At 47.9% G+C, this 26,447-nt stretch carries 22 protein-coding genes; 2 read left to right on the top strand and 20 right to left on the bottom strand.

The genetic code is table 11. The features are described from left to right. Positions 1-28 precede the first annotated feature (28 nt). From FOA19_RS10120 to FOA19_RS10110, 3 genes are all read right to left on the bottom strand, one after another. Positions 29-691 (bottom strand): 3-keto-disaccharide hydrolase, encoded by a 663-nt coding sequence (locus FOA19_RS10120; RefSeq protein WP_317132028.1) that lies wholly within the window; start codon positions 689-691, stop codon positions 29-31. 162 nt (positions 692-853) lie between these two features. Next, on the bottom strand, positions 854-1,723 hold the full coding sequence (locus FOA19_RS10115) for a sugar phosphate isomerase/epimerase family protein (protein ID WP_317132027.1): 870 nt from the start codon (positions 1,721-1,723) through the stop codon (positions 854-856). An 863-nt stretch (positions 1,724-2,586) separates the two neighbouring features. Continuing rightward, complete coding sequence (locus tag FOA19_RS10110; RefSeq protein WP_223808828.1) at positions 2,587-3,696, bottom strand: neutral zinc metallopeptidase; 1,110 nt, start codon at positions 3,694-3,696, stop codon at positions 2,587-2,589. A 496-nt stretch (positions 3,697-4,192) separates the two neighbouring features. Here FOA19_RS10110 and FOA19_RS10105 point away from each other — a divergent pair, with 496 nt between their 5' ends. Together FOA19_RS10105 and FOA19_RS10100 are read left to right on the top strand one after the other, a co-directional pair. After that, positions 4,193-5,461, top strand: coding sequence for an anthranilate phosphoribosyltransferase (locus tag FOA19_RS10105; protein WP_149090715.1), 1,269 nt, complete (start codon positions 4,193-4,195; stop codon positions 5,459-5,461). Between the two features lie 595 nt (positions 5,462-6,056). After that, a complete protein-coding gene (locus FOA19_RS10100; protein ID WP_149090714.1) occupies positions 6,057-9,137 on the top strand; it encodes a beta-L-arabinofuranosidase domain-containing protein in 3,081 nt (1,026 codons plus the stop codon). Between the two features lie 118 nt (positions 9,138-9,255). Here the strand turns inward: FOA19_RS10100 and map are convergent, their stop codons facing one another. The 17 genes from map to FOA19_RS10020 all read right to left on the bottom strand — a co-directional run bounded on the left by map (position 9,256) and on the right by FOA19_RS10020 (position 26,236). Next, the gene (gene map, locus FOA19_RS10095; RefSeq protein WP_149090713.1) at positions 9,256-10,020 is read right to left on the bottom strand and encodes a type I methionyl aminopeptidase; all 765 of its coding nucleotides are present in this window, start codon (positions 10,018-10,020) and stop codon (positions 9,256-9,258) included. Between the two features lie 102 nt (positions 10,021-10,122). Beyond that, entirely contained in the window at positions 10,123-10,581 is a 459-nt protein-coding gene (locus tag FOA19_RS10090; protein WP_149090712.1) for a hypothetical protein, read from the bottom strand. Between the two features lie 324 nt (positions 10,582-10,905). Then, positions 10,906-13,434, bottom strand: coding sequence for a glycoside hydrolase family 9 protein (locus FOA19_RS10085; RefSeq protein WP_149090711.1), 2,529 nt, complete (start codon positions 13,432-13,434; stop codon positions 10,906-10,908). A gap of 150 nt (positions 13,435-13,584) precedes the next feature. Then, positions 13,585-15,261 (bottom strand): glycoside hydrolase family 43 protein, encoded by a 1,677-nt coding sequence (locus tag FOA19_RS10080; protein ID WP_223808827.1) that lies wholly within the window; start codon positions 15,259-15,261, stop codon positions 13,585-13,587. A 325-nt stretch (positions 15,262-15,586) separates the two neighbouring features. Beyond that, positions 15,587-16,465 (bottom strand): alpha/beta hydrolase, encoded by an 879-nt coding sequence (locus tag FOA19_RS10075; RefSeq protein ID WP_223808941.1) that lies wholly within the window; start codon positions 16,463-16,465, stop codon positions 15,587-15,589. Positions 16,466-16,791: 326 nt separating this feature from the next. Beyond that, positions 16,792-17,643 (bottom strand): sialate O-acetylesterase, encoded by an 852-nt coding sequence (locus FOA19_RS10070; RefSeq protein ID WP_149090709.1) that lies wholly within the window; start codon positions 17,641-17,643, stop codon positions 16,792-16,794. A gap of 644 nt (positions 17,644-18,287) precedes the next feature. Continuing rightward, a complete protein-coding gene (locus FOA19_RS10065; RefSeq protein WP_149090708.1) occupies positions 18,288-18,533 on the bottom strand; it encodes a hypothetical protein in 246 nt (81 codons plus the stop codon). Between the two features lie 116 nt (positions 18,534-18,649). After that, on the bottom strand, positions 18,650-18,880 hold the full coding sequence (locus tag FOA19_RS10060) for a hypothetical protein (protein ID WP_149090707.1): 231 nt from the start codon (positions 18,878-18,880) through the stop codon (positions 18,650-18,652). Between the two features lie 76 nt (positions 18,881-18,956). Next, entirely contained in the window at positions 18,957-19,571 is a 615-nt protein-coding gene (locus tag FOA19_RS10055; RefSeq protein ID WP_149090706.1) for a hypothetical protein, read from the bottom strand. An 82-nt stretch (positions 19,572-19,653) separates the two neighbouring features. Beyond that, positions 19,654-20,211, bottom strand: a complete 558-nt coding sequence (locus tag FOA19_RS10050) for a hypothetical protein (protein WP_149090705.1) — start codon at positions 20,209-20,211, stop codon at positions 19,654-19,656. Between the two features lie 94 nt (positions 20,212-20,305). Continuing rightward, on the bottom strand, positions 20,306-20,890 hold the full coding sequence (locus tag FOA19_RS10045; RefSeq protein ID WP_149090704.1) for a hypothetical protein: 585 nt from the start codon (positions 20,888-20,890) through the stop codon (positions 20,306-20,308). 173 nt (positions 20,891-21,063) lie between these two features. Continuing rightward, positions 21,064-21,522, bottom strand: a complete 459-nt coding sequence (locus tag FOA19_RS10040; protein ID WP_149090703.1) for a hypothetical protein — start codon at positions 21,520-21,522, stop codon at positions 21,064-21,066. A gap of 172 nt (positions 21,523-21,694) precedes the next feature. After that, entirely contained in the window at positions 21,695-22,159 is a 465-nt protein-coding gene (locus tag FOA19_RS10035; protein ID WP_149090702.1) for a YybH family protein, read from the bottom strand. 154 nt (positions 22,160-22,313) lie between these two features. Beyond that, positions 22,314-22,856 (bottom strand): hypothetical protein, encoded by a 543-nt coding sequence (locus FOA19_RS10030; RefSeq protein WP_190300357.1) that lies wholly within the window; start codon positions 22,854-22,856, stop codon positions 22,314-22,316. A 171-nt stretch (positions 22,857-23,027) separates the two neighbouring features. Continuing rightward, complete coding sequence (locus tag FOA19_RS10025) at positions 23,028-23,216, bottom strand: hypothetical protein (RefSeq protein ID WP_223808826.1); 189 nt, start codon at positions 23,214-23,216, stop codon at positions 23,028-23,030. A gap of 275 nt (positions 23,217-23,491) precedes the next feature. Next, positions 23,492-23,644: a hypothetical protein gene (locus tag FOA19_RS23345; RefSeq protein ID WP_190300356.1), complete on the bottom strand. Its 153-nt coding sequence runs from the start codon at positions 23,642-23,644 to the stop codon at positions 23,492-23,494. A gap of 165 nt (positions 23,645-23,809) precedes the next feature. Then, positions 23,810-26,236 carry a DUF4982 domain-containing protein gene (locus FOA19_RS10020; protein WP_149090700.1) on the bottom strand — a complete coding sequence of 809 codons (2,427 nt, stop codon included), beginning with the start codon at positions 26,234-26,236 and terminating at the stop codon, positions 23,810-23,812. Positions 26,237-26,447: the final 211 nt, after the last annotated feature.

Below are 26,447 nucleotides of genomic sequence, written 5' to 3'. Positions count from 1 at the left end.
CTATTCTGAAGTTCTGTAATGTTATGTTTTATTTCGTATTCAGATTCAGGAGTTTGATGTTGCGGTAACGCACCTCATCGCCGTGGTCCTGTAGCAGAATGTGGCCTTGCGGCGCCTCCCCAAATCCTTCAAACTTCTGGTATTTGCTGGCCGCTACCAAATCTCTGAACTTCTGGCTACCCCGCTCATACTCCACCACCTTTACCCCATTCAGCCAGTGCTCCACGTGCTTGTTGTTGGAAACAATGCGCACTTTGTTCCACTCGCCAATGGACATTACTTTTTTATTTCGGGCAGTAATCAGGTCATAGAGCGAGCCGATGGTGCGGTTGCCGTCTTTTCCCATCTTAGCATCGGGGTGCAGATCGTCGTCCAGAATCTGGAACTCCAGGCCAATGGCAGAGCCCGGGCTTTTAGGCAGACGCTCCGTTACAAAATACTTGACACCGCTGTTGGCGCCCGGGGTTAGTTTTGCTTCCAGGGTCAGCTCAAAGTTGTCGTACTGCTGCTCTGTGATAATATCGCCCCCGTTTCTGGATTCACCGCCACCCGATTTGAGCACGACCAGTTCGCCGTTTTCTATCTTCCAGCCTTGCTCCGGGAACGCATCTTTGTAGGCACCCCGCCAGCCGGTGGTGGTTTTGCCATCAAAGAGCAACTTCCAGCCTGCCTTTTTCTCTACTGCAGTCAAGGTATTATGGCTTTCAGGTGATGTAATTCCTTCAGCAGTAGACGTAGCACTTGCTGTCATCTGTTGTTGGCTATTGCAGGCTACTACCGTTCCAATTGCCATAGCGCCCATTATTATGTTGTTTCTTAGGTTTCTCATTTATGGCCTGTTTTACAGAAATCATTAAATTTTTACTCCTTTAGACTTCAGGTACGTATGGCTGATTTTAGCACACTCTAGCGGCGTCTTGTCTTTGTCAGGCACCGCATCTAACTCGATTATTCCCCAGCCTTTGAATTGGATTTCTTGAAGAGCCACTAGCACAGTGGCCAGGTTTACCTCACCTTGCCCAAGCTCCACAAATTTGTACGCCTTAGGGCCCGCTTCTGGGGTCTGCCGCACGTCTTTCAGGTGCAATGCCTTTATCCTGCTTTTGTATTGTCTAATGGCCGCTTCCGGATTTCCTCCCCCCTGTTGGTAATGGGCGATATCCAGCAGCAGGTTTACATATTTTTCATCGCAGTTCTCCATGATGACTGCTATTTCCTCGGGTGTTTCCCCTAGCTGGTGCATGTGGTTATGGTAGACCGTCTGTACCCCAAGGTCGAGCGTGCGCTTGCCAATATCATTTAGCAGGCGGCCATAGCTTTTCAGGTCGGCCGTGTTAGGGGCACCTTCTTTCGGACGTGAGGAATTGGTCACCTGCATCAACTGGCCACCTAGTTTCTTGATGAAGGCAGCGTTCTCCAGATGCTGGTCGATTACCGCTTTGTCGTTGCCGGTGTTGATGTTGGCATTCCCGCTGGAGAACATGCACAGGTCCAGTTTATGAGTTTTGAGAATATCCAGCAGAGCATCAGGTCTTGTCCCGTATTCCTTAAAGGTATTCGCGCGTAACTGTATGCCTTTAAAGCCTAGAGAGGAAATATCTTTGATGGCCTGTTCATCATTTCCGCCCCAGGTAATAGAGGCGTACCCTAATTTCATACCCGGCACCGAAACGGCTCCGACACTGCCTATAAAGGACAAAGCCGGAAGTGCTAGCGCTGCCACTCCTGCTTTTACAATAAACTCCCTGCGCGAAATTTCTGAAGTCATAAAATTCAAGAGAATTAGTTTTTGTATTTGGACTAATAAAAGGGAGATTAATTACATATTACAATAGTATTCCTCAATATAGCAAAACTAAACAGGAACCAACTATAGGGCTCTTAGCATAAGCGGGTTCAGTTGGTGATCAAGCATCCTACCCCTCAACTAGATTCAGTGACAACAGAAATTAAAGAAATAATGAAAAGCTTGTGAGCTAAAAGGATACCTACTCTCTTTGGCTATCCAAGGCTTTTAGCGCGTCTATGTTCTCAAGCAAGAACCCTCCGATTGCTTTGCAGGCCTGCCGAGGATGTAAATTATATTTTTCTGGATCATCGAAATATACGACATTCTTCCATCCAGCACCTGCTTAACCAATTAGATGTTTGCGCTTGCGTGCCAACTATCCGCAGCCATAAGTAAGGTTATTTGGCAGGTAAGGATCTGTGAAGGTTTCCATAAAAATATCCGGGTGGAGGTGTGTCTATAGAATCCCACTCGATCATCTGGTGCCATGTAAAGTGAGCATCCATGTTATCCTCTCGGCGAATACGCCCACATGCACGATATGGCTACCGCCTGCTCTACGTGAGCATGCCAACCTTGTAACCAGTTGGCGGAAAGGTACCATCAACGTCGGCAAGGTCAAGCGCAAACGTTTGTGAATCATCAAGGTCAAAATATCTGCAGTCTACCCCCCCGCTGCGAAGTTGCTCCACCATGGTTTGTTTAATAGAACCTCAACACTGGTAACGACAATGCCATTTTCTGGACACAAAAAAGGCTGACCTTGTGGGCCAGCCTTTTCTATTGTTTAGCTTGGGCTACCGTACGTACACGGTGGCCGGAGTTACGATCTTACCCACGTTAGCCACAAAGTACCTATGCGCCTCTTCGATGCTCATGATGTGGCCTTGCTTTTGGGCATTGTCGGCTAGGTTGAACCCCAATTGTGCAGCGGCCATGCGCTGCAGAGGTGTGCCGTGGTGGGTCGGGCTAGAGAAGCCACAGTCACCAACCTGGAAGAATAGTTCAAAGAACTGAGCCACTCGCTTGCTGTTATAAGTAGCGCCACGTTTGTGCGTCATGTAGTACGCAGCCAGGAAGTCGGCCTCCAGCTCGGTATAGCGGGTGTCTTCTGCCGGATCGGCGGCGGCTCCATTGGGATACCAGGTACCCATGTTCTTGAATTGGATTTGGTGCGCCCACTCGTGGGCAAGAACTCCCGTCCAGACGATGTCGGCATCCACGCCGGACTCGGATACCATCTGCACCAGGCCATCACCTATCACAATCAGGTTATCGTAAGGCGTGGCAAAGCCATCGAGCGAAAAGTATGGGGACTCAGGCAGAAGCGGAGACTTGGCATTTTCCGCCAGTAACACATCGGCGATGGCATACGCCTGCTCGCGTGAGGTCACGCCTTCGGCAAATGCCTCAATGACATCTGCGAGGGCCTCTCGGTTTTCCAGCGTGGCGACGTGCTGGCCATTCACGATAATCTCGCCGGGCATGTTCCAGAACTTCTCCAGTTCGCGCGTACGCTTGGTCATCAACTGCGTGTACTCACCTCCTGCACCGAAGTACTGCTCTCCCCTGTCAAAAAAGTAGGAGTAGATCTGGTTGATCTGTGTATACAGGCTGTAATTCTGAATAGCCACCGGGTCGGCCACAAGGGGCACGGCGTACTTGCGCTGGACAGCCACGAATTGCGTATTGTAGCATTCGCTTGGGGCCACCGCTTCGCCTACGATGGCATTCCTGAGGTTTTCACTCATCTGCCCGTAATCCGGGGGCAGATTAAGGACAAGATTATCCTGGCCGATAGCCAAACCCACGGCATTACGTGCCGAGACGGTTTTCATGTCCATCTCTTCAATTTCGTTCTCGCAAGAAACGGTTAGGAATGTAGCCCCGCCGCAAAGCAATGCCATTGTAAGGGATCTTAATCGCATAAAATTTTTTATTTAGTTAAGGTGTTAATATGATACTGAGAAAGGATAATTTGGATTGTAGTACTCTAATATACAACTTATTATAAGAATTAGTTTAATTAGCTATGTCTTCTATAAAAATTTTAAAATTGGAAATTATCTATTGGCAACGGGTGCTTCTCATCAGCAGATAACCCTAAATATATACAGACACAGGTATGTTGCCTTGCGCCACTTAGTAGTGCTATCAATTTATATATTTTCCATTTTGGGATTAGTTGCTTAACATATCCATACTTGTGAGGAAACTTCTTTTTGTATCCGATCTATGATCATTAGGTGTTAAAGGTTCTTTTCCGCTTACTTTTGGCAAAACAGCCTTGAAACACAAAGCCTTTGAGCCGAAGAAAGCTGGAGAACTGGCTTTTCTGGTGGTGCAAGCGCCAGCTCAACGTTTTTCTAAAGGTATTACCAGTAAACAGTAAATCACTTCCCCATGGATACTTCTTATTCAGCTTCATTAGACAACCCCTTGGTGCAAGGCATCAAGGTGATAGGAATAGGAAAACATGGCAGCAAGCCCTTGTCCAGCGCTCAGATAGAAGAGATTACCCACTATCTCACTTACGGTGAACTTATCCCTATTCAAAAAGGAGCTTTCTTTGGTTCTTTGCTGGCGAAAGGAGTAACCGAGGAGGAACAAAAACTGCTTTTTGCCTTAGATAACCGACCTATTACCGGAGTAAAAGACCTTTATCACGTGCTTTGCCCCGATGCCCCAGCCTCCCTTCAGGAGATAGGCATCAAACTACTGGACAAGGCGCACCTCACCAAAGACGAAGCAAAGCAATTGGGGACCTTTCTCTATTCTGATGCCCCGGGAGAAACATTCAGGGGAATGGCCGCGAGCATGCTCCGCATCAGGTATGAAACAGAAGAGGAGTACCATGGCTTGATAGAAGCAGCAAATGCCACCTTTTCGGCAGGTTTTCAGGAAATCAGGCCTGAAACAGAAGTACTTGTCCAGTTAGCGGAGCCTTTTGACGGGGTAGAGCATTCCTATATGATCACGCCTCTCCTGGCCGAAGCTTTCCAGAAGGCTGGGTTGATGGCCATTGTCTCGATGGGAAGATCGTCCGGGCCTAAAGTTTCCCTGAATACACTGGATATTTACCAGGCGCTTTCGGGCCGTTTTTTGAAAAGTACCCTTGATCTGGAGACAACTGCCCCAGTCTATGGGTGGGCCTTGAATCAGCAGCTTCTTTCACCGGCCTTGGATGCGTGGGTTGAAAGGAGGAAATTAATTTTTAAACGTCCGTTCCTGGCTACCCTGGAGAAAGTATTGAATCCCTGTAAGGCCCAGATTCTGGTTACCTCTGTTTTCCATATCACCTACATAGAGAAAATGATCAAACTGGCGGGCATGGCGGGCTTTAAAGGAGTCATTGTGCTGAAGCGAGGATTGGAAGGTACCCTGGCTCCCTCCCTGGCCAAAGCCAGCGGAATCACCTGTGCTGTACTGCAACCGGACGGCTCTTTTCTATCGCACACCCTTGAGGCAACCCAGGAGAAATTCACCCCTTTCAGAACGGAGGCGGATGAGCACGTGACAGACCTGAAACTGGAAGACAACCTCCAACTCATCGGCCAGTTTAGCCAAAAGGGTTCTACCCAAAACGAAGATTTCGACAAACGGGTACGATTGGGAATTCACCTCTACTTGGAGGGGTTGGAATGGATTCAGGCCCATTTGCCTCAAGGCTAGCGAAGGCGAGTTTCCCTATCGGCCTTTTATCGAATCAACATTCCATTCTGTTATTATTTACCATCCAGAAGAAAACGCTACTAGAAGGAATTGTCCTCCAAACAAATTGAAGCAGTAATCATTGAACAAAGCCAATCTCTGGTTCAGTGATGATAATAATTTACCTAAGTAGATCGAAGGCACTCGTTAGTTCTGGCTTAAGGTTTTCCAAGTGCCTCCAAATCCCAGGCATTTGAAATCACTTCCCTACCCCAAAGCCAACCCTCCTCCTCCAGTACCAATCCTTCCGCACAAAAAGGCACTTGTTAATATCATATGATTATCGGCTAAAATAAGCTTATAGAAACCCACCGACTCTTAATAGTTTTAAAGAAGTAAATAAACGATACCTCATTTCTATAAAAGAATTGGTTAACAGGACGTTATCACACTGTTATCAATTTCCTAAAGGATAAAGACAGAGTTGATGCAAACCGGGTAGAGCAATACCGCTTCAGGTGAACAGAGCGTGCTATGAAGAAAATTCTGTTCATCGCACTTCACCTTCATCAGCTCCTATCCTGGAATCTGGTTTTTAAAAAAATAGACTTAAAATATGAAAATGCACAAAGTACTCTTACACGTCCTCCTGATAGGCTTTGTCTTGACCCAGCGCCTGAACACCGCGCAGGCACAGAATGGAGACCAGATACTGGACGGGATTGGCGAAACGGGAATGATCGCGCGCTATGTGTTCAACGGAGACCTGAAAGACTGGTCCCGGAATACCCTGCATGGCAAAGCTCAGAGTTCCCAGGTAACCTTTGTCAACGACCCCAAGTTTGGCAAGGTGTTGTCACTTTCCGGCAATGACAATGCCTTTGTGACCCTTCCGGTAGAAGCCCTGACAGATTTAGAAGCGCTGAGTATCTCAGGGTGGGTCTACTTGCGCTCAACGCAGCCGGGGCAACGCTTTTTTGATTTCGGGAAAGATGCCAACCGGCATTTCTTTGCGGCTCCTGTGGGCACAAAAGCGCAGGAAGGTTTCCAGGCCTTGATCACGGGTGAAAAAGGAACTAAAAAAGGAGCCGTTTCGCCGGCCATAGAAGGAAACAAGTGGGTGCACCTGGCCATTGTGGTAGATGTTCCTTCAAAGGCCTTGCTCACCTATGTAGACGGCAAACGGGTGGGCGAAGCCAAAGATATACCGCGGGAGTTAACCGAGGTGTTCGGTCAGCAAACCGGCGGCAACCTGCTTTATATTGGAAAATCGCTGTTGCCGGGGGACCCCAATCTGAACGCGTTAGTTCATGATTTCCGGATTTACCGCGTGCCCCTGACGGGCAGACAAGTCTCCGGCATCTACACCAATGCCCAGAAAGGCAGAGGCGTCAATGACGGGATGGTAAACACCACCGGCAAGCAGGCCGAGGATGACCTGCCTCGTTTTTCCTCAACCCAGCCGCAGCTATACAACGCCTATTTAGTTCAGGTCTCTGATGTGGAAGTGGAGACGGAAGTAGGAAATCTGCCCCGCTTACCCAGCCACGTACCGGGCACCTACAAAAATGAACTGAAAGGCAAAGGCCCCAAGGTACGAGTAATCTGGCCAGCAGATACAGACAACAGCGCTGTTCTGAAGCCCGGCCGCTATACCGTGACCGGGCGGGTGGCAGGCACACCTTTCCAGCCAAAGGCATTGGTCACCGTGAAGGCGGCTCAGAAAACTGCTAAGCCAGAGTTAAAACTGATGGCCTTTAACTTGGGCAAGGTGACCTTGAAAAAAGATGCGCAGGGCCAGGAAACTCAGTTCATTGAGAACAGAGACAAGTTTATAACCACCCTCGCGAAAACTGACCCTAATTCGTTTCTCTACATGTTCCGCCATGCTTTCGGGCAGAAACAACCCGCAGGCGCAAAGCCTTTGGGGGTATGGGACAGCCAGGACACCAAACTAAGAGGCCATGCCACCGGCCACTACCTCACGGCCATTGCCCAAGCCTATGCCGGCACCGGCTATGACAAGGCGCTTCAAGCCAACTTTTCTAAAAAGATGGGGGATATGGTGAACACCCTCCATGAGTTATCCCTTCTGTCTGGGAAGGCGAAAGAAGCCGGCGGAAAGCAAGTGACAGACCCTACCAAGGTGCCGCATGGTCCCGGTAAATCAGCATACGACTCAGACCTGAGCGATGAAGGCATCCGGACCGATTACTGGAATTGGGGCGTGGGCTACATCAGCGCTTACCCTCCGGACCAGTTTATCATGCTGGAAAACGGAGCCAAGTACGGAGGGCAGAAAAACCAGGTCTGGGCCCCATATTACACTTTACATAAGATCCTGGCGGGCCTCATGGATGTATACGAAGTGAGCGGCAACAAGAAAGCCCTGGCCACCGCGTCTGGCATGGGAGACTGGGTGTACGCCCGCTTGAACAAGCTGCCCACCGATACCCTCATCAAGATGTGGAACACCTACATTGCCGGGGAGTTTGGCGGCATGAATGAGGCCATGGCCCGGCTGTACCGAATCACCGGCAAACCGAATCACCTTAAAACAGCGCAATTGTTTGACAACATCAGGGTGTTCTACGGCGACAAATCCCACGTCCATGGTTTGGCCAAAAACGTGGACCTCTTCCGGGGATTACATGCCAACCAGCACATCCCGCAAGTGGTGGGAAGTATAGAAACGTACCAGGCCACCAAAAACCCGGAGTACTACCACATAGCCGATAATTTCTGGTACAAAATGGTCAATGATTACATGTACAGCATTGGCGGCGTGGCAGGCGCGCGAAACCCCAACAATGCGGAATGTTTCGTGGCCCAACCGGGAACCCTGTATGAAAACGGCTTCGCGGCCGGCGGGCAGAACGAGACCTGCGCCACTTACAACATGCTGAAATTAACCAGTGACCTGTTTCGCTATGACCAGCGGGGTGAGTTGATGGACTATTATGAGCGCTCGCTGTACAACCACATCCTAGCCTCGGTAGCGGAGGATAGCCCTGCCAATACCTACCACGTTCCGCTCAGACCCGGATCTACAAAACAGTTCAGCAACTCCAACATGGCAGGTTTTACGTGTTGCAACGGTACGGCCATTGAAAGCAGTACCAAACTCCAGAACTCCATCTACTTCAAGAGCAAGGACAACAAGGCGCTCTATGTAAACCTCTTCATTCCCTCCACCCTGGATTGGACGGAACACAAGGTAACCGTGGAGCAAACCACCAATTTCCCGAAGGAAGACCAAACGCGATTGACGATTAAAGGCAGCGGAAAATTTGATGTCAATGTGCGGGTGCCGGGCTGGGCCACCAAAGGCTTCTTTGTGAAGATCAATGGCAAAGAACAAAAGCTTGATGCCAAACCGGGCAGTTACCTCACCTTGAACCGCAGCTGGAAAAATGGGGATGTCATAGAATTGAAAATGCCTTTCCAGTTTCACTTGGACCCAGTGATGGACCAGCCCAACATCGCCAGTCTGTTTTACGGCCCTATTTTGCTCGCAGCCCAGGAACCGGAGGCAAGAAAAGAATGGCGTAAGGTAACCCTGGATGCGGAAGACCTGGGCAAGTCCATCAAAGGTGATCCCCAGCAGTTACAATTCACGATTGACGATGTGGTGTACAAACCCTTCTATGACTCTTACGGCCGGCATTCTGTTTACCTGGATGTTACCCTAAAATAAGCCTAAAACCCAAAAGCAGGAAGGGGCCATCACTTACATATTGATGGCCCCTTCCTGCTTTGCTGGCGTTGATGCTTTCTACTTCCTTAACTCTCCCTTGCCAGCACCAATACTATCCTTACTCCCAAACCTCATTCATCTCGGTGAGAATGATCGGTTTGCCATCGGTGATCACAATGGTATGTTCATGTTGGGTAACAAACCCGCCCCTGTTCCCAACCAATGTCCAGCCGTCTTTCATAGTATTGGCAATGGTGGAGTTGGTGGAGATAAAGGTTTCAATGGCCACTACCGAATTCTTTTTGAATCTCTTCAGGTTCAGCCTGTCATAGTAGTTGGCGATTTCGCTGGGTTCTTCGTGCAGTTTCCGGCCAATGCCATGGCCCGTCAGGTTTTTGATCACCTTATACCCAGATTTACTTGCTTCATTTTCAATCAAGCGGCCTATTTCAGCAATGCGCACTCCCCCTTTTATGTGATCAATGGCCTTTCTTAGGATCCTCTTGGAAGCGTTTACCAAGGGCAAATGGTTATGGATGTCCTGCCCTAACACGAAAGAGCCTCCATTATCTGCCCAGAAACCATCAAGCTCCGCAGACACGTCAATATTGATCAAATCACCCTCTTGGAGCACCTTTTGACCTGAGGGAATCCCATGGGCGATTTCATTATTCAGACTGATGCAGGTCCACCCAGGAAAGCCATAGGACAAAGCAGGCGCTGATTTAGCCCCGAATTGCTTCAGCAACGCTCCTCCAAAATTATCCACCTCTTTGGTGGTCATCCCGGGCTGGGCATAGTTCCGCATCTCCTTAAGGGTTAACGCCACCACCTCGCTTATTTTCTGCATCCCGATGAACTCGGATTCACTTGATATTGACATAGGCTAACTATTAAGAATTTCATTTACAGTTCTTGTGTAAGCGACGAATGGCTAAGGCCTTAGGCCAATGCAGGCGTATACATGTGATTGGCAATGGTATTTTTAGTTAAAAAAGCTCACGTATAAATATGTCAATCCAGTTTCGCAATCAGTCCACAAGTAATATTCACTAAATGTATGGTCCAAAAAATCATTTTTGTAATAAATCCGAGCCACTTTTTCATTCGGAATCTTCATCCATTTAGGATTATTTACACTTCCTTTTAATTCTTCAACAATGCTTTCGAATTCAGAACTATTATTTTCAGCTATTTTCAAAGGCTGGTCGTGAGCAATAATTTTTTCAAAAACTTGTGAGTCATATGTGAATGCCATCCATTTAGCTTCTGTGTCATAAATGGCTAAATTTTTGAGTTTTATTTCCTTGACCTTTTCAGGTGGCTTAAATCCGAAATTGTCCTCGAAAGAAGAAGTGAGTTTTTCTCTATTTTTAGATTCGTATGCACAACCATAACATATTGATACAATAAGTAAGATCAAATACTTTAGAGATTTTCTCAATGGTTCTGAATGCTTTAATAGTATTGCCAACTGTAGACTTAACCAACAGAGGTAGGAATGATTGCAGTTTGCCAGCGGTCTCCTGACAAACAACTTACCCGTGGCAGCAGTCTACACCTGTTGATGAAACTTCAGGCACGTCACCTACCCCACTGCATTTTAGCCAAAGTTAGTGTTTTCAGTTTAAGGGAGGTGTTCTATCTTCTTGCTGGCACTGCCCATAAATCCAATTCCGTTTTATGCCCACTTTAAAAAAATAGCGCAAGAAATAAGCAGCTACCCAATGCTCTTATTTCTTGCGCTAACCTGAATCGGGAAACCAGATTACTTCACTAAGTTCTTAAACGCCGACCCAAAGATCAGGTAAGCGGTATTACCACCAATGGTGCCTTCGTTTTGGCCCCACAGGAAAGGCCAGTCGTCGTAGTTCTCAAAGTGGTCGGGTTTTCTGAACAGGATACCCGGGGCCACGTTGCCCGGAATAAAGGAGAAATCAGCCCGGTTGTTCCCGTAGAAGACTGCTTTAGGACGGGTAGCACCCACGGTAGCTACTAAAGAATAGTTGTGGTACGGATGCGCGCCAAACAGGTAGTTGGTGGCTTTGAAAGCATGCTGACCCTCAATGATCTCGGGGAAGTATTTGCTGGCAAAGCAAACGGTGGTCCCAAAGCTCATCACGTCTCCGCTGCCGGCCCAGTTGGTAAGGCCAATGGGCACGCCGTAAGGATTATCTTTTTCAAGGCCACCAATGTATTCTTTGTACTTCACCACATAGGGGCGGAGCTTTTCTTTGTAGGAGGCCTCCAGGTGCGGGATAGCATCCAGAGCGGTCAACAGGTTGCCGCTCACGTTACGCTCCAAAGAAGGCCATAGAAGCTCCTGGAATCTATCCAGGTATTGCTTTTCGTTAGTGGCGATGTACAGTTGCAGGTTGGTGGCCATGTTGGCAGCATTGCCCCGGCCACTTGTATCCTGCTTCTGGTTCGCCAGTAAGGCGGTAGCTTCTTTCAAGAGTCTTTTTGACTGTGTCAACGCTCTCGCCGAGAGGTCGTCGTTGTACCCCTTCAAGGCCCGACTGGCGGCCGCAAACATAGTGGCTGCTCTGAGGTCCAGTTCAGGCTCGCGGCTGGTGAAGGCCCAAAGATCATCTTTTACGCCGCTGGAGCGGCCATCCTTGGCTACTTCGTACGGGCCAAGCTTGGGGTTGTAAGGAAGGCCGTCTGTTAAGGAGGCGGCGTCACCCAGGTGGTGGTAGTTATCCAGCACAGCGTTGGAGAGGGTCTGGGCCATGTGACCGATGATCTCTGCCTGGGCTACCAGGTTCAGGGTGCCATGCTCAATAAACTGCAACACGTCCGGAATCCCATCGGGGCGGTGAAGATCTACATAACGCTGCTTCTGGTCAATAAACGTCTGGTCGCGCTGGGGTTTGAAACTCTCCCAAGTTTTGACAAAATTCTGCACCACGCTGATGTTCGAGCCGGTCTCAATGTCAAAGTCCCCGGCATCGAAGAAACCGCCTACGTTCAGGCCGGGGATCAGGTCCAGGGCTTTGTACTTGGTATCGGTAGTTGGTCCTTGGGCGTGAAGGTCAAAGTGATCGGTGTTGGGCGGGGCCTGGCGGTATCCTTCCTTGAAAGGCTCGCCGTGCCACACTCGGTATGCCTCGTTCACGAACATGTGGTTCATGTGGATGGGAATCCAGATGTCGCTGGTGGCATCGGTAATCTTGCTGTACACCTGCTCGCCAATCAGGAAATTGTTGGTCTTGGTGTCTCCGTACTGGATGTAGTAGATACCGGGCGTCTTCACGGGAGAGAAATCGAACTTCACGTAGTGGTACTTGAAGTAGTCACCCCAGGTATTGATTTTGCCGGTAAATACTTTGGTCGCTTTGCCGTCATCGCCTACTTTGAAGATGGCCGCGCTTTTAACGGGTTTGTCTTTCTTGTCTAGTTCAATAATAGAAACTTTGGGTTGCGCAGGGAGGTAGCCTACCTGAGAGAACCCAATATTAGGATCTCTCACCCAGCCTTTAATGGCATTTGGCTCCACAGTCCAGGTCAATACCTTGCCTGTTTTACCGGCTGGAAGCAAACTACGCACCACAAACCAGCCGTTCTGGGCCAGCATACGGCCATCAAACAGCATCAGGTCGGCATCTGGCGAGGTAATTCTTACCATCCGCTCCGGGGAATCAGGCGCAAACAGAAAGGTGCGGCCTGTTTCCAGCGGAAGCGGATCTATGAATTTGCCGGTTCCCCGATCATCGGAAGTGACGTAGCCTTTGTATTGCTTCGGTTTCTGGGTGTTGGGCCTGGCAACGGTGTTGCCTACCACATACCGCGGAAAGAGGTTGGGGCGACCATCCACTAGATAGTTCTTCGCCCAGTATTGCGAGGGCAGAAACTCCAGGTTAAAGCCGGCGCTTCCTTCCAATTCCTTGGGAACGGGTTTGTCCAGGTAAACGGCGATCTCCACGCCTTTGCCCTTGGCCGTCACCACTACCCTTGAATCAAAGTTGTACTCTTTGTACTGTAGCGTAGCCTCTACCGTTTTAGCGGCGCGGTCTACTTTGCGATTGAGAATATCAGGAACAAGGTCCCATTGCTCCGGCGTGTTGGAGAGCCGCACTGCCCCGCCCTGCGCCGTTCTCACGCCGTGGTGAATCAATTCTATCCCGGCGTTCTTCTCATCGTTGAAGCCTCCGGTAAACAGGTTGTTGTACACCAGCACATTCACGCCTTGCTGCTCAAAATACTCACGGTCATTGAGCTTCAGATCCTGGCCCGAGGCATACTGGTATGCCCCCAGGAATAGCATGGCTGCTAGTAAAAGTATCCGTCTTTTCATGTTGATTTAATTATAATAGGTCTTCAATAATGGCCCGGTTTCAAAGGTGGCAAGGCAAACCAAACGCCTTAGCGTTTTAAAGCCAAAAATCAAAAATGTAGTCTAAACCACCGGTCAGCTACTGGTGTGAATCTGTGCTATCTGAACTTCTTACTGCGGCTGTACATCATTGGCTGACGTAGCGTACAAGCCTATCAATGTGCCCGTAAAACCTCCCGCCACGTTGGTGGAAAGAATATCTCCCGAGACCGGGCTGCCCAGATCCATAAAGCTTTTCCCATCCGTTGAGTAGCTGAATTGGTAGGCATCTCCTTCTGCCTTTACCCGCAACTGTATTGGCTTTTGGATATCAACTTTTTGGCTGGCTATTACTTTAGAGGCTCCTTTCTCGGTTCTTTCCAGAACCAGGTAAGCGTCTTTGCCTTTTCTGGTCAAGCCGAACACGTAGTTGAAGGCCTCGCTTTGCAGCAACGTAATCCCCGCCAGATCCTTTTCTGAGGCAGGCTTGTAATCCAGGGTGGTGGTATAGGTGAAACTATTGTGCTGCTGCCGGAGGAAGAGCGTGGAGGTGGGCTTCACCTCTTTGATGTTCACTGGAAACGGATTGATCTGCAGCCCTTTCTTTGTCTGGGAAATAAACGCCTCGCGGGGGCCTCTTAAACCCACCCACCGGTAGTCCAGGTTCTTGTAAGTAAGGTTGTCCGTGAAGGTGAAGTTGCCATTGGGGAAGAAGCCTTCTTTCCCGGTTTTGTTTTCCACACCGGCAGGCGTTTTCAGCTTCGGTTCCATAGGTACAAGTCCATTGACAAAAACCGGGAACTGGCCCGACCAATCAACAGGCAAAATGAAGGTCTCTCGCCCGATGTTAACGCGGTTCTTCTCGTTCGGGCGGATACCCAGAAACACGCCGTAGTGCTTGCCATCGGGGCCTTCTACTAAATCGGCGTGGCCGGCCCAATCTACTTTGTTGGGCCTGTTCTGGCTAAGGTGTCTTTGGGACAGGATTGGGTTGTTGGGGGCAGGGGTAAAAGGACCTTTAGGGCTGTCGCTTATAAACACCACTTCGCTGTGGTTTCCGCCGGTACCGCCTTCGGCGCACATCAGGTAATACTTTCCGTTCCTTTTGTAGATATGGGGAGCTTCAATCCAGATCGGTTTTTTGGAGAGGTCAACGCCGCCGTTTACAATAATCTTGTCGGTTCCGGCAATGACCTGGTCTTTTTCAAGGTCATAGTCCCACACCTTGATCACGCGGTGCCCTTCATACAGTTCTGTCCCTTTATCCGGGGCATCGTTGTGGACCACATAGGCTTTCCCGTTGTCATCAAAGAAAAGGGAGGGATCTATCCCCTGGAAATTCAGCTTGAACGGCTCACTCCATCCTTTGGCCGGGTCCTTCGATTTCACCACAATGTTCCCTGCGCCCCCGGCAAATGCCGTCACGATCATGTAAAAGGTGTCATTGTTGGGGTTGTACTCAATGTCCGGGGCATACACACCGGCGCTGATTCCCGTATCATGCACGTCCAGCTGCGACACCCGGTCCAACGCGTGCCCGATCTGCGTCCAGTTCACCAGGTCCTTTGAATGGAACACTGGTACCCCGGGGAAAATAGCGAAAGTGGAAGCTACCAGGTAGTAGTCGTTGCCCTTGCGCGTGATGGCTGGGTCTGGATAGGCGCCCTGTAGGATAGGGTTGTAAAACTCACCTGGTTTCAGGGGATTGTCACTGTAAACTTTGTCGTTGCCTTCATAGACAGAGTTGGAAAACACCGGGGCGTTTTTAGCCTTCTTTTTTATATTCTGGCTATTTCCAGGTAGGGCCATAAATGAAAATAAGGCCACTAAAACACATAGCATCGCTACCCGCCTTTTTCCCTGAGGAGCAAATCCAAATTCAATTCTCTTCATCTTATAATTTTAGCTGTTAATGTTCAATCTAGATTCCTGGCTTTTCTCCTGAATCAGAAGAGCAGGAAAAGGATTTTGGCACTACTTTTTGATTTTCATGCCTAAAACGATTCCAATTCAGGAGGTGCCAGATAAATGGCTTTAACCCACAGGCATCTTTCTCGCATTTGCCGACTTATCCGGTAGTCGCCGAGTGCGTACGCCTTTGTTGTGAAAAACAATCACTTAGCGGACCTTCTTTTTACTTCTTAGCCTGGGGCTTGAGAAATTTATTGACATCCAGCCAATGGAGGAAGGCATCAAACCAGCGATTACTGGTTCGGTCTGGGTTGCCCAAGCCGAACCCATGGCCACCGTTCTGGTAAAGGTGGAACTCCACGGGGATGCGCGCTTTGTACCAGGAGTCCACCACCCCGAACTGGCCGCGGAAAAGAAAATCATCGGTGGCGATCACGTTGAACATGGGCGGAGCGTTCTTGGGAACCTCCACCGGCCCCATTCCGCCATAGATCGGGCCGATGAAGGCCAGCTTCATAGTCTTGGAGTGGAGGGTGGAGTGCATGGTGAGCATGGCGCCGGCCGAGAAGCCGATCATGCCTATGCGGCTGGTATCTACCCCCCATTCTTTGGACCGCTTGAGGATCATGGCGTAAGCCGTCTCGGCATCTTGTAGCTGGTTAGACAGGTCCATTTGTGGTGGGCTGGGCGGGGTTGCGCTTGCCGATGTGCTGGCAGACGCGGCTGGAGCCGGGCGGGGCTGGTTCATGGATGCCTTGAAGTCTTCGAGCGATTCCGGAGTAGGATTGAGGCGGTACTTCAGGACAAAAGCCGCGATGCCCTTATCGGCCAGTGCCTTGGCCACTTCCCAGCCCTCGTTGTCCATGGAAAGCCATCTGAAACCGCCGCCAGGAGCCACGATCACGGCCGCACCAGTCGCCTTGCCGGGGGCAGGCAGAAAGGGCGTGAGGGTGGCAGTAGAGATGTTCCGCGCCATAGGGTCACCCCACTGGCGGAACCAAGTTTCGGGCGCTTTCTGGTTTTTGACACCACCTGTGCCCAGCGAAATAGCTTTCGGCTCGGCAGGGGCTTTGAGCGGATAGATGGTGCCGTCCTGCGCCATGGCGGTGGCAGAAGAGACTAAGAAGAAGGCCAGTAGGAATCTTCGGGTCAATTTTATCTGATGGTGCATCATGGTGAGATGATTATAAATGATCGTTAAATGATTTGTCATGTTTACAGGAGTTCAGAGTTTCCCTATTCCCTGTATTATCATTAGGCAATGGTGTATTGCAAAACTTTTCCTTGATGAGCAGCGAAGCAATTGGTGGGCCCATGAAGAAGGCCTTCTCCTATCTTTACCTTTCTTAAGAGTTGGAATGCTCCCTTGGTGTTGACTTAACAACTACCATTTTTGAGCCTCAGCGTTTTTCCTTTCTGAGGTCTTCTTTACTCAGTCCGGATATTTTTGTACCCCAACAAAGACAGCATCTTGGCGCCGTAACGTCTTCCTAGTTTTCGGTATCCTTCGGCGGTGAAATGCAGTTGGTCCTCCAGAGCCGGGCAGCCTTCAGAGGAAATGACATGCGCGTTAGATATCACCTGGGGCAGATGGGCGATGATAGCATTCATGCTGGCGCATTTACCTCCCTCCTCCTTACTTACCATTTCCCCGGCCAGCAAGGGCACTGCTTTAGGTTTGAGATTCAAGTCTTTCAACAGGTTCTCGTATACTCCTTTCACTTTGGTGGGCCAAGTGGTATCACCGGTGTTCGACTCTCCCTGGTGCATCAGAATGCCTTTGATGACCCCGTCTTTTTGGGTCAGTTTTGCCATCTCCACCAGGCGGCCGTAAGGGTTTTTATTATACGGCTCCAAGGCCGCCGTCATCCAGGAGGGGGCGGTGGCCACATAAGATTGGTAACTGCCTTTTTCAAACAACTCAATTTTGCAGCCTCCCACCGCTACATTGATGACGCCTACTTTGATATTGTCTGGGAGCGTGGCTACCAGGGTCCGGCCGAAATAATCAGCGGGGGTAAGACCGGTATTGCATCGGGTTAAAGGAGGCGTAGCGGGGTACCATTCCCCTTTCTTCCTCCCCAGTTTAGGACAATCTACCGCTTCCATGACCATGAACCGCTTATTGGCGGTGGTGTCCTGCGGCTCAAACTTGGTATGCCCCTCCATGTTGGATTGCCCGAAGCACAGGAAGATGTAAAAATTAGGATCCTGGGCGAAGGCTGTCGTGTGCATCACAAACAGGACCACCAGCAAGGAAAAGCTCAATTTAAATTTCATAGCCGCTTCTGTTTACTTCTTTCTATTTCTTTTGTCCTTAAGGTTAAACTACCTTTTGCCACTATACATGCATACAAATGCCAACGTTGGCATTAAGATATCAAAAATTAACCAAATAGCTCAAGTAATCACTTAATTTCTGTCAAACCCCTACTTGTATCCTCAATTGCGGAACTGAAGGATAGATTTTAGTACAGCTTTTGGTGTATTGTCTCTGTTTAAAAGCATAGGGTAATTTGTTCTGCTTCGAACTACCTGCCTGCGGTGGGCAGTATGCTGGCGCTATCCTGGCCTGCCCTTCGCTAAGCAAACTAAGAACCAGGAACAGAAAGACCGCTTCTCTAGCTTGGTCCAAGGATTAATGGAGAGCGAAGGTAAGGTGTAAGGTTGTAAAAGGGCGAATTGCGGCTCAGGACAAGTTGGTTGTTATAGGTAGGTAATTCTCCAGGCACGTAGCAAGCAACCGTTGCCATGCGCTCTCCAGCGCTACCTTAAATGCTTTGGTTGATTAGTTCTTAGAAGATAATCTTTTAATAAAGGAAAGGCCTCCAGTTAGAATTCTAAGGTAACCTTTCCTTTGTTCTAATAGCAGCGTACTCAACTATGCGGCGACAGAGTTGCCGCATAGTTGTTATTGTAACATGTTAATTTTTGTTCTGCACGTACTCTTCAGCTTCAAAATTCTCAAAGCCTGCTTCCCTCAGTTTGGCTGTTAAAGCAGCGCAACTTTCCTGGCTTGCAATCAAGCCGAACTCTTGCTGGTAATCGTGGTTGGTTATAAGAATGTAAGCGGTATCGTTGATGAGGTGGATGGCGTTGCTGTTCACACCTGCCAGAGCATCATCAAAGTCAGCCCATCTTTGGGGAAACTGCTCTTCCATCCATTTCATGAACTCAGTTGCCTTTATGTCTTCCCTGCTATAGAGATAGAGATAGCTGCCGTACTGGTAAGGATAGAAGAAACCCTTCTTAGGGAAGATAAGAAGTTCTTGCTCTACTTTCTTGCTTAAGCCGAACCAAGTCTTTCTTTCTTTTTCAACCTAATACCTTTATCCCCAAGATCACTTATAGGCATAAGATACTGGTAGTCGGGGAGGATGAATTGATAGATTTCATATCCCTCAAGTTTGAGAAGTTCATAGACTGTTGTTTCCGCATCCTCGGAGTCAAAATCAATACGTGTTTTCACCTCTTCTCCAATTGGGTAAACCAAAGCTATGTAATGCTTTTTTGACATTTGATTCTACTTTGATACAACGGATTAAGCTATGAGCGACTCAGGTGGCCTATAGGTGTGGTTGACAAATGAAATTTTAACAACCGAACCAATTCTCCACTAAAACCAAGTTCCCATTCTTCAAAATTAGAACCCATCTATTATCGGTAGGTTCTTTGTAGGGAGCTAGGGAAAGTTGTAGTACCTCACCGAACTCGGTCATTGTTACTGGGTTTAATTCTTTGGCTGAAGCGGGAAAGCGCCTTTGGATTTCCTCCAATGTGGTGGAGGAATCCAGCCTCAGGTCATTGAACTGTAAAAAATTACCATTGCTCTTAGTGAAGGTGGCATCCATAAAATATAAAGTGTCCCGAAACTGCTCAAACACATACCCGCTGTAATAAACCATCTTAGATTCTTCGCTCCTGAACCCAGAGGTGCAACCATCCAAATCGATAGCTACGACACTATCTGGTTTACCTAGTAGACTATTCATCCTTTGGACTGTTGAAACCAAGGGTAGCTTGCCGGCTATGCGGACACTCCCCCCATCTAAGTATTCTATCTCCCCTCCTTTGTATGAAGTAGTAAGGGGCGCTGAAGGAGAGGGCTCTGCAAGTATTGATCGTTCCTGTTTTTCAGGCTGAGTGCAAGAATTTTGACTGGTTAGAAAGGGAATCAGTAGGATTAGAAGTAAATGTTGGTTTTTCATATTCTTTATTTTTATCAACGGTCCAGTATAGACTACAAGCAAGGCCGTCGCCTGAGATGCCGTTTACACCTTGTTAAGGGTTTTATTTTATTTCAAACTGGGATGCGTTTTTTCTTATAAACTCAATTCTTGATTTATCTATAGCTGTTTTAAGAACTGCATACTCTTTCTCAACCAATTCTAAGTTTTGGTTATTTTTAGCAACTTCCCTAATCAGGTTGCTGAAGCTCTCAAACCCAATCAAAACGTAACTTTCAGCGATAATCTCTATTTCTTCCTTTGGGGTATTTTCAAAAAACTTAACACCATCTCCTAAGTCCGTAAGCATTTCAAATTGTCGGGTATAGTGAACGAGTTGGTAAGAGCCTGGAAAATTCTTTAAAACATTCTCGCTGCTTCTGTGCAGTTTAGGGTTTCCTCTATAAGTCTTTTCTGCCGCTTCCTCAATTTTATAATTCAATGCTTCAATCAACTGCTCATCAGGAATGTTTAAAGTATCCGTGCTTGTTAATGGTTTTGAGTTTAAGCCCAATTTGACTTTAGCATACTTCACCAAAACAGAATTGTCGGATTCAAGAAACTTTTCCAAGTCTTTCCTTTTATATTCTTGACTAAGTTTCCGTCTCTGTTCTTTATTCATTTTTATATAATCACACTTAACGATTAGTGTAAAAGACTGCTGAGGCCGTCGGCCGAGGTGACGTTTATACGAGGCCGTTAGGGATAGGCTTTTTTTAATTTTTCAAAAAGTCTAATGTAAAATCTATTGTTTCCTTAATTTCTGATTCTGTTTCTATTCCTCTTCTTCTTTCCAGGATGTTGAGGAATACTTTCTTTTTTAGCTTGTAAACTGTTCCTAAAGCCCTGGCTCTTATTTTTTTGGAATTATGAGATAATGCGCATGAAATAATATCGTATTGCTCCCTTTCTGAAAATGATTCATTTAGCATTGTCAAGGCTCTGTCCACAATCTTTACATCAGTACTGTAAATTAGTTTTTCTATCCTTTCTTTTGCAGTTATGAAGTGGTAAGAAAGTCGCTCCAGTTTCAATGCCGCGTTTTCCCAAACACCTGCTGCCCCGCTTGAAATGGCTTGTTCTAACCTGTCAAGTTGCTCTGGTGAAACATGTTTTTCCTGAATTACCTGCAAAAAGTCAAAAGCAAGATTCTTCAAGATTGAAAGCTCCTTCTCTATATCTCTTTTTGAGTAATTTTTATTATCCAATACCCAACGCTCTACATTCTTGGTTTCGGTTTCTAAATCCCAAGAAAACAGAGTAGGCTTATTTTCTGATTTTAATAAAAAGCCTTGACTCATAATTTTATTTATAGCTTACCCCAAACGAAACGGGTATTTATGAAGTGGTGGTATTTCCTGTTCCATCAGTTCTGGAAGGAGATAAAAAGCTGATTTAAATTTCTGAAGCTGGTAACATGCACGTCAGCCACCCTTGCATAAAGGCCATTTTAGGCGGTCAGATTATCTTTTAGTTAATCACTTGACAAACCTTCAAATAAGTAAACTCTGTCTTCTTCGTTTGAAACAATCAAAAAACAGAACCCCCAGAAAATCCAAGTATAAATTTCTGGGTGAATAAATATATCTGTCTTATTAGGGTTAAATTTCCGCTCAATTAAAGTCCATAAATTACTTACCTCTTGCTGAAAGAGCTTTTCTTGTTCTTCAGATAGGCTAACTCCAGCACCCTCATGGCCACGATAATTGAGTTTATCATTGATGTCTTCTTTGAACTCGTTGTGCGAGATAGGTGTAATACCTTGGTCTTTTTGCCAAGTTAAATCATAAGTAGAATTGAGTTTGTGCCGAGCAGTTGTCAGGTCTGTTGTTTCAACCAGAAGCTCAAATTGGAAATAACATTCATAGTTAAATCCATAAAGCAATTTTTCAAGCCTTGCTAAAATTTCTCTAATAGATGTTAGCTCGTCCATGTGTGGTTTACTGTCTAAATATGGCGCCCAACGTACTTGTGTAAACGGCGGCGGAGGCCGTCGGCCGATGCTGGCGTTTACACGTTGTTGGGCTTAGTTTGTTGTTTACAATAATTGACAATTATATTTTATATTTCCTGTCTTAAGGGCAATCACCTAAAAGGTGGCGATCCTAATCCTTCTCGGGAACTGATCCATTAAAGAGTCTCCACTTCCAGGTGGCCCCTTTCCAAACCATTACTACAGTTATTCGATATGGCATTTTAATTATTGAGCCATCATCCCCCTTTATAGTAGCTTCTCCATTCACAAATGCCCATGCAGTTTTTTTATTACTGTCAATACTCACATTGCTCATATCCCATGAAGCGCTAAACGGATTGGTAAAGAAGCGCTCCAAAAACTTTCTTATTTCTGCATTTCCCTTGTGAACCTCTTCTTTTCCTGAACCAATCACAATTACATTCGCATTATCGTCAAAAACACTAATAGCCTTCTCAATATCCTTATACATTATCGCTTCATTCCAATCAGTAAGAGTCTGCTTTACTGATTGTAAGTTTTGAGCATAAGCCGTTAAATTAGCTTGCACAACAAAATAGAAAGTTACTATTAAGATGAGAAAAAGCCTTTTCATTTAATTTTTGTGATAATTAGTTTGATGCTAATAAAATTCTAGGCTTTTCGCTTTGCAGAATTCTTCAAATTAAGCCCAACGGTCTCGTATAAAAAACGTGCAAGGCCGTCGGCCGTAGCATGATTTTTATACGAGACCGTTGGGCAAAGTTGTTTTATATTTTGCTAACAGCCCAGCTAATTAGATTCTCCTTTTTTACTCCTAATGGTTTCATTTTGGGTTCTAAATTTCGGATTTTAGAATTAGTCATCAATTCTTCTGGTACCACAATCCAATAAAATAGACCATTGTTTTCATTTACTTCAGGATAATGATTAAGATAGATAAACCCCTTCCCATTTGTATTTGGTGACCAATAGAATAAGTAATCTGAAAATTTTATAGGAGTCAATTTGTTTTTATTTATTCCATCTCCTGTGATTCCACTTCCAGTTTTATAGGTATTACTATTATTTAAGTCAATATTTGCTTCCTTACCAATAAACCAGTCGTAATTCGCCGTGGCTGTCTCAATCGATTGGTTCTTCAACTTAAGGATTGATATTTCTGAATTCCTTTTTAAGATTAAAAATTCGTTGTCATTTACCTTTACTGTTTTATAGTCATAGTAATCCTTATTCAATCTGTTATCCAGAAAATAGAAGGTTCCAAAAAGGACTATCAATAAAACAGGGATGAAAAGTCTATTTTTAAACATGTTTAATTTTTCAATTTTGCCCAACTACAGTATATAAGGAGCAGTTCCGGTTATTGGCACCTTGGCTGGAGTAACAGCAACCTTTTTTTGCAAGGCTTTTTGATAAAACCCTTTTAATAGATTCCCTTCCTTATATGTTTGTCATCCAATATACCCATTACTTATAGATTGTCAAGCTGGCTCTTGATCCTTCCCCTCCAAGCCATGGCTGGTAATGTGCGTGTAAATTTCAGTAGTTTTGCTGCTTTGGTGGCCTAGCAGCGCCTGAATGTAGCGCAGATCCGTTTTCATGCTCCAGGAAGTGCGCTGCGAACGAGTGGCGGAAAGAATCCGAGCTACTTCCCCCTTGCTCAGCACCATGGGTAGCCTGTTTGGCTTTTCCGGGCACCCAATCTCGTTTAACTCCAGCCCTTGGTGGCCTAAAACCCGTTGCTAGTAGAACGTAACGGCGTGGATGCTCTGATTCACAAAGGTAAAAGAGTACGCCTGGCTAGTACCATCTGGCGGTGTTATTAGGTTATCTGCTCTGTGGTAAATGCGTCTATTTCTCCTATACCATAATCCCGGTGGGCAAGAAGAAAACACACCAGCAGAGAGTGATAAGTTCGAATAATCCTCAGGGAATAGTTTAGCAGCTACAGTTTCTTCAGATAAGTGATTGAGCAGCTGAGGTAAGCATCTTCCTTGAGGTAGGTCTGTTCCCAAGACTTTCGCAGCACCGACATGTCTTTTACTTCAACGGTGGTGCTGAGCCATACAAGAGCCAAGCCCCGCAGTCTGTCCAGCAAGGCACATATCCCAAAGGAGCCGGTATCTAGGGCGAAGCATCTTTCCTCAGGTAGTCACTTACCAAGTAACCCCCCTAGGAAACAAAAAAAGCAGTACCCCATCTTTTGCAAGACAAGATACTGCTGTTGTGGTTTTTGAAGCGTTTCTAGAAAAACTGCTCTAAACTAACGGGTAGAGGTCAGGCTTACCTTTCCGGTCTGCAGGCCTTTGCCTTTCACCTCAAGTTCCATGTTTCCAGCTTCCTCGGTAGACTGCACCAGTACTACCAATTTGCCGCTGAACAGCTTCATAGTAGGCAAGTGGAACTGCTCCAGCGAGGTGGGGTCGCCGTTGGCGGCAGCGCGGTAAGTGCCTGTGCCCTTTACGCTAAAGTTAAGTTGATTTGTGGCCTTGGGGCAAAGGTTTCCGTCCTTGTCCACCACCGAAACCGTCACGAAGGAGATATCTTTTCCATCGGCAGAAATTTGGGTTCTATCTGGCTGCAGCACAATCCGGTGCGGTTTCCCGGCGGTCTTCACTTCTCTTTCGGCCACCGGCTTGCCGTCCTTCCCGAAGGCAACCACTTTCACGGTGCCGGGCTCGTACTTCACGTCCATCCACATGAGGCGGTAGCGGTTCTGCGGGGTGGCGGCGTGCTTTTTCTGCACGCCCATGGTCTTGCCGTTCACGAACAGCTCGGCGCTGTCGTAGTTCGTGTACACGAACACCGGGGTGGTCTGGCCTTCTCTTCCCTCCCAGTTCCAGTGCGGCAAAATGTGCAGAGTCTCGGCCTCCTTGTTCCAGCGGCTGCGGTATAGGTAGAATCTATCTTTGGGCAACCCGGCCAGATCATTGATCCCGAAGTAAGAGCTGCGTGAAGGCCACTTATCGTCATACGGGGTGGGCTCGCCCAGGTAGTCAAAGCCGGTCCAGACGAACTCGCCGATAACCCAGGGTTTGTCGTCCTGCAGCACGAAATCATCATCGGGCAGGTTAGACCAGGAGCAGTACTCCAGATCATAGGAGGAGCTTTGAAAATCGGGGTACTGCTTCTCTACGGCTTTCTCCACCGGGAACTTGTAGATGCCGCGCGAACTCACGGTAGAAGCGGTCTCAGAACCCAGAATAAAGCCTTGCGGGAAGGCTTTGAACGCCTCCTCGTACAGGTGCACGCGGTAGTTCAGACCCGGAATGTCCAAAAGTGCCCCAAAACCCGAGGCCATGGTGGCTTTCACCTGGTCCATGCCCACGGTTACCGGGCGGGTAGGATCTTCTCGGTGGAAGATCTCCTGCAGCCACTTGGCGCGTTTCACGCCCTCGGCGCCCCACTGGTCGGGGACCTCGTTGCCCGAGCTCCACATCACGATGGACGGATGGTTGCGGGTGGCCTGCACCAGGTTCACGATGTCTTTCTCGGCGTACTCCTCAAAAAAGCGGTTGTAGCCGTTCTTGACCTTGGGTTTGGCCCACTCATCAAAACTCTCGGCCAGGAACATGAAGCCCATCTCATCGGCCAGCTCCAGCTGTTCCATGGAGGGCATGTTGTGCGAACTCCGGATGGCGTCACAGCCCATGTCTTTCAGGATCTGCAGCTGCCGGCGCAGGGCGGCCTTGTTCACGGCGGCGCCTAACGGACCCAGGTCATGGTGCAGGCAGACGCCCTTAAACTTGCGCACCTTGCCGTTCAGGCTGAATCCTACTGTTGGTTTGTAGCTGATCTCCCGTATCCCGAAGCGGGTAGACACCTCGTCGCGCAACACGTTGCCCGCGTACAGTCTGGTGACGGCCGTGTAGAGGTAAGGTGTCTCGGGGCTCCACAGCTGCGGGTTGGCCACGGCCAGGTTCTGCTCAAACTGGTTCCCGAAGAGTTTGCCCGTGCTGTCGGTAGCGACGGTGTTGCCTTTGGCGTCCAGGACCTGGGTAACCATGCGCACGTTGCTGCCCGATACCTTGGTTTTGATGTTCACCTTGGCCAGGTTCGCGGAGATGAACGGGGTAGTCACAAAAGTGCCCCACTGGTCAATGCTCTCGGGGTTCTTCACTATAAGCTGCACCTTGCGGTACAAACCGGCGCCCGGGTACCAACGCGAGGATTCTCCCCGGTTGCTCAGTTGCACCGCCAGGGTGTTCTTTTTCCCTTCCTGGATTTGGTTTGTGACATCAAAGTAGAAATAGCTGTATCCGTAGGCCCACTCCCCAACTTTCTGCCCGTTCAAAAACACCTTGGGCTCGCTCATGGCGCCCTCAAAGACGAGGAGTACTTTCTGCCCCTTTTTGTAATTGGGCAGCGTAAACTCGTTGCGGTACCAGGCCTCCCCTATGTAGGGCAACGCCCCGGTGCGGCCGGTTTTCTCCGTGGGGACCTTCTCGCCGTTCTGCTCAATGGCGACCACCTGTTTGTCGATCTCCTTGTCAAAAGGACCGTAGATGGCCCAATCATGCGGAACCGTTACCTTCTGCCAGCCCTTGTCGTTGAACCCGACCTGGAAGGCTTGGTCATGCTTCCCTTTCTTAAACCTCCAGTTATCCGTCAGCTCCGTCACCACCCTTACCTGCGCAAAGGAGATCTGCGAGACCAACAGCAACAAGGAGAATAACCACTTGTTTGTCATACTTTTCTTTATGAAAATCAAAAATTACACTTTGGCCTTTTAGCGGATTTGGCACCTTTTCCCAACAGTTTAAAGGACAATCCTTCCGCTAAAAACAACTACAAATCTACGCAATTGCTTTTCAATGTAAGGCAAACCAAAGGCAACTACCGCCGCTTCATACAAAAAGCCCCTCCAAGCATTTAGAGAGGCTTTTTAGAAAACAAAGGCA

Source organism: Rufibacter hautae (assembly GCF_008271695.1).
Taxonomy (GTDB): domain Bacteria; phylum Bacteroidota; class Bacteroidia; order Cytophagales; family Hymenobacteraceae; genus Nibribacter; species Nibribacter hautae.
Note: the sequence above shows the minus strand (reverse complement) of the source record. Positions and strands in the feature narration are given on the sequence as shown.

Bases quoted from the DNA above. Each gene is read 5' to 3' on its own strand.
- FOA19_RS10110 (WP_223808828.1), bottom strand. From the start codon at position 3,696: ATGGCATTGCTTTGCGGCGGGGCTACATTCCTAACCGTTTCTTGCGAG.
- FOA19_RS10105 (WP_149090715.1), top strand. From the start codon at position 4,193: ATGGATACTTCTTATTCAGCTTCATTAGACAACCCCTTGGTGCAAGGC.
- FOA19_RS10100 (WP_149090714.1), top strand. From the start codon at position 6,057: ATGAAAATGCACAAAGTACTCTTACACGTCCTCCTGATAGGCTTTGTC.
- map (WP_149090713.1), bottom strand. From the start codon at position 10,020: ATGTCAATATCAAGTGAATCCGAGTTCATCGGGATGCAGAAAATAAGC.
- FOA19_RS10085 (WP_149090711.1), bottom strand. From the start codon at position 13,434: ATGAAAAGACGGATACTTTTACTAGCAGCCATGCTATTCCTGGGGGCA.
- FOA19_RS10080 (WP_223808827.1), bottom strand. From the start codon at position 15,261: ATGGCCCTACCTGGAAATAGCCAGAATATAAAAAAGAAGGCTAAAAAC.
- FOA19_RS10075 (WP_223808941.1), bottom strand. From the start codon at position 16,465: ATGGCGCAGGACGGCACCATCTATCCGCTCAAAGCCCCTGCCGAGCCG.
- FOA19_RS10070 (WP_149090709.1), bottom strand. From the start codon at position 17,643: ATGAAATTTAAATTGAGCTTTTCCTTGCTGGTGGTCCTGTTTGTGATG.
- FOA19_RS10065 (WP_149090708.1), bottom strand. From the start codon at position 18,533: ATGAAATGGATGGAAGAGCAGTTTCCCCAAAGATGGGCTGACTTTGAT.
- FOA19_RS10060 (WP_149090707.1), bottom strand. From the start codon at position 18,880: ATGTCAAAAAAGCATTACATAGCTTTGGTTTACCCAATTGGAGAAGAG.
- FOA19_RS10055 (WP_149090706.1), bottom strand. From the start codon at position 19,571: ATGAAAAACCAACATTTACTTCTAATCCTACTGATTCCCTTTCTAACC.
- FOA19_RS10050 (WP_149090705.1), bottom strand. From the start codon at position 20,211: ATGAATAAAGAACAGAGACGGAAACTTAGTCAAGAATATAAAAGGAAA.
- FOA19_RS10045 (WP_149090704.1), bottom strand. From the start codon at position 20,890: ATGAGTCAAGGCTTTTTATTAAAATCAGAAAATAAGCCTACTCTGTTT.
- FOA19_RS10040 (WP_149090703.1), bottom strand. From the start codon at position 21,522: ATGGACGAGCTAACATCTATTAGAGAAATTTTAGCAAGGCTTGAAAAA.
- FOA19_RS10035 (WP_149090702.1), bottom strand. From the start codon at position 22,159: ATGAAAAGGCTTTTTCTCATCTTAATAGTAACTTTCTATTTTGTTGTG.
- FOA19_RS10030 (WP_190300357.1), bottom strand. From the start codon at position 22,856: ATGTTTAAAAATAGACTTTTCATCCCTGTTTTATTGATAGTCCTTTTT.
- FOA19_RS10025 (WP_223808826.1), bottom strand. From the start codon at position 23,216: ATGGTGCTGAGCAAGGGGGAAGTAGCTCGGATTCTTTCCGCCACTCGT.
- FOA19_RS10020 (WP_149090700.1), bottom strand. From the start codon at position 26,236: ATGACAAACAAGTGGTTATTCTCCTTGTTGCTGTTGGTCTCGCAGATC.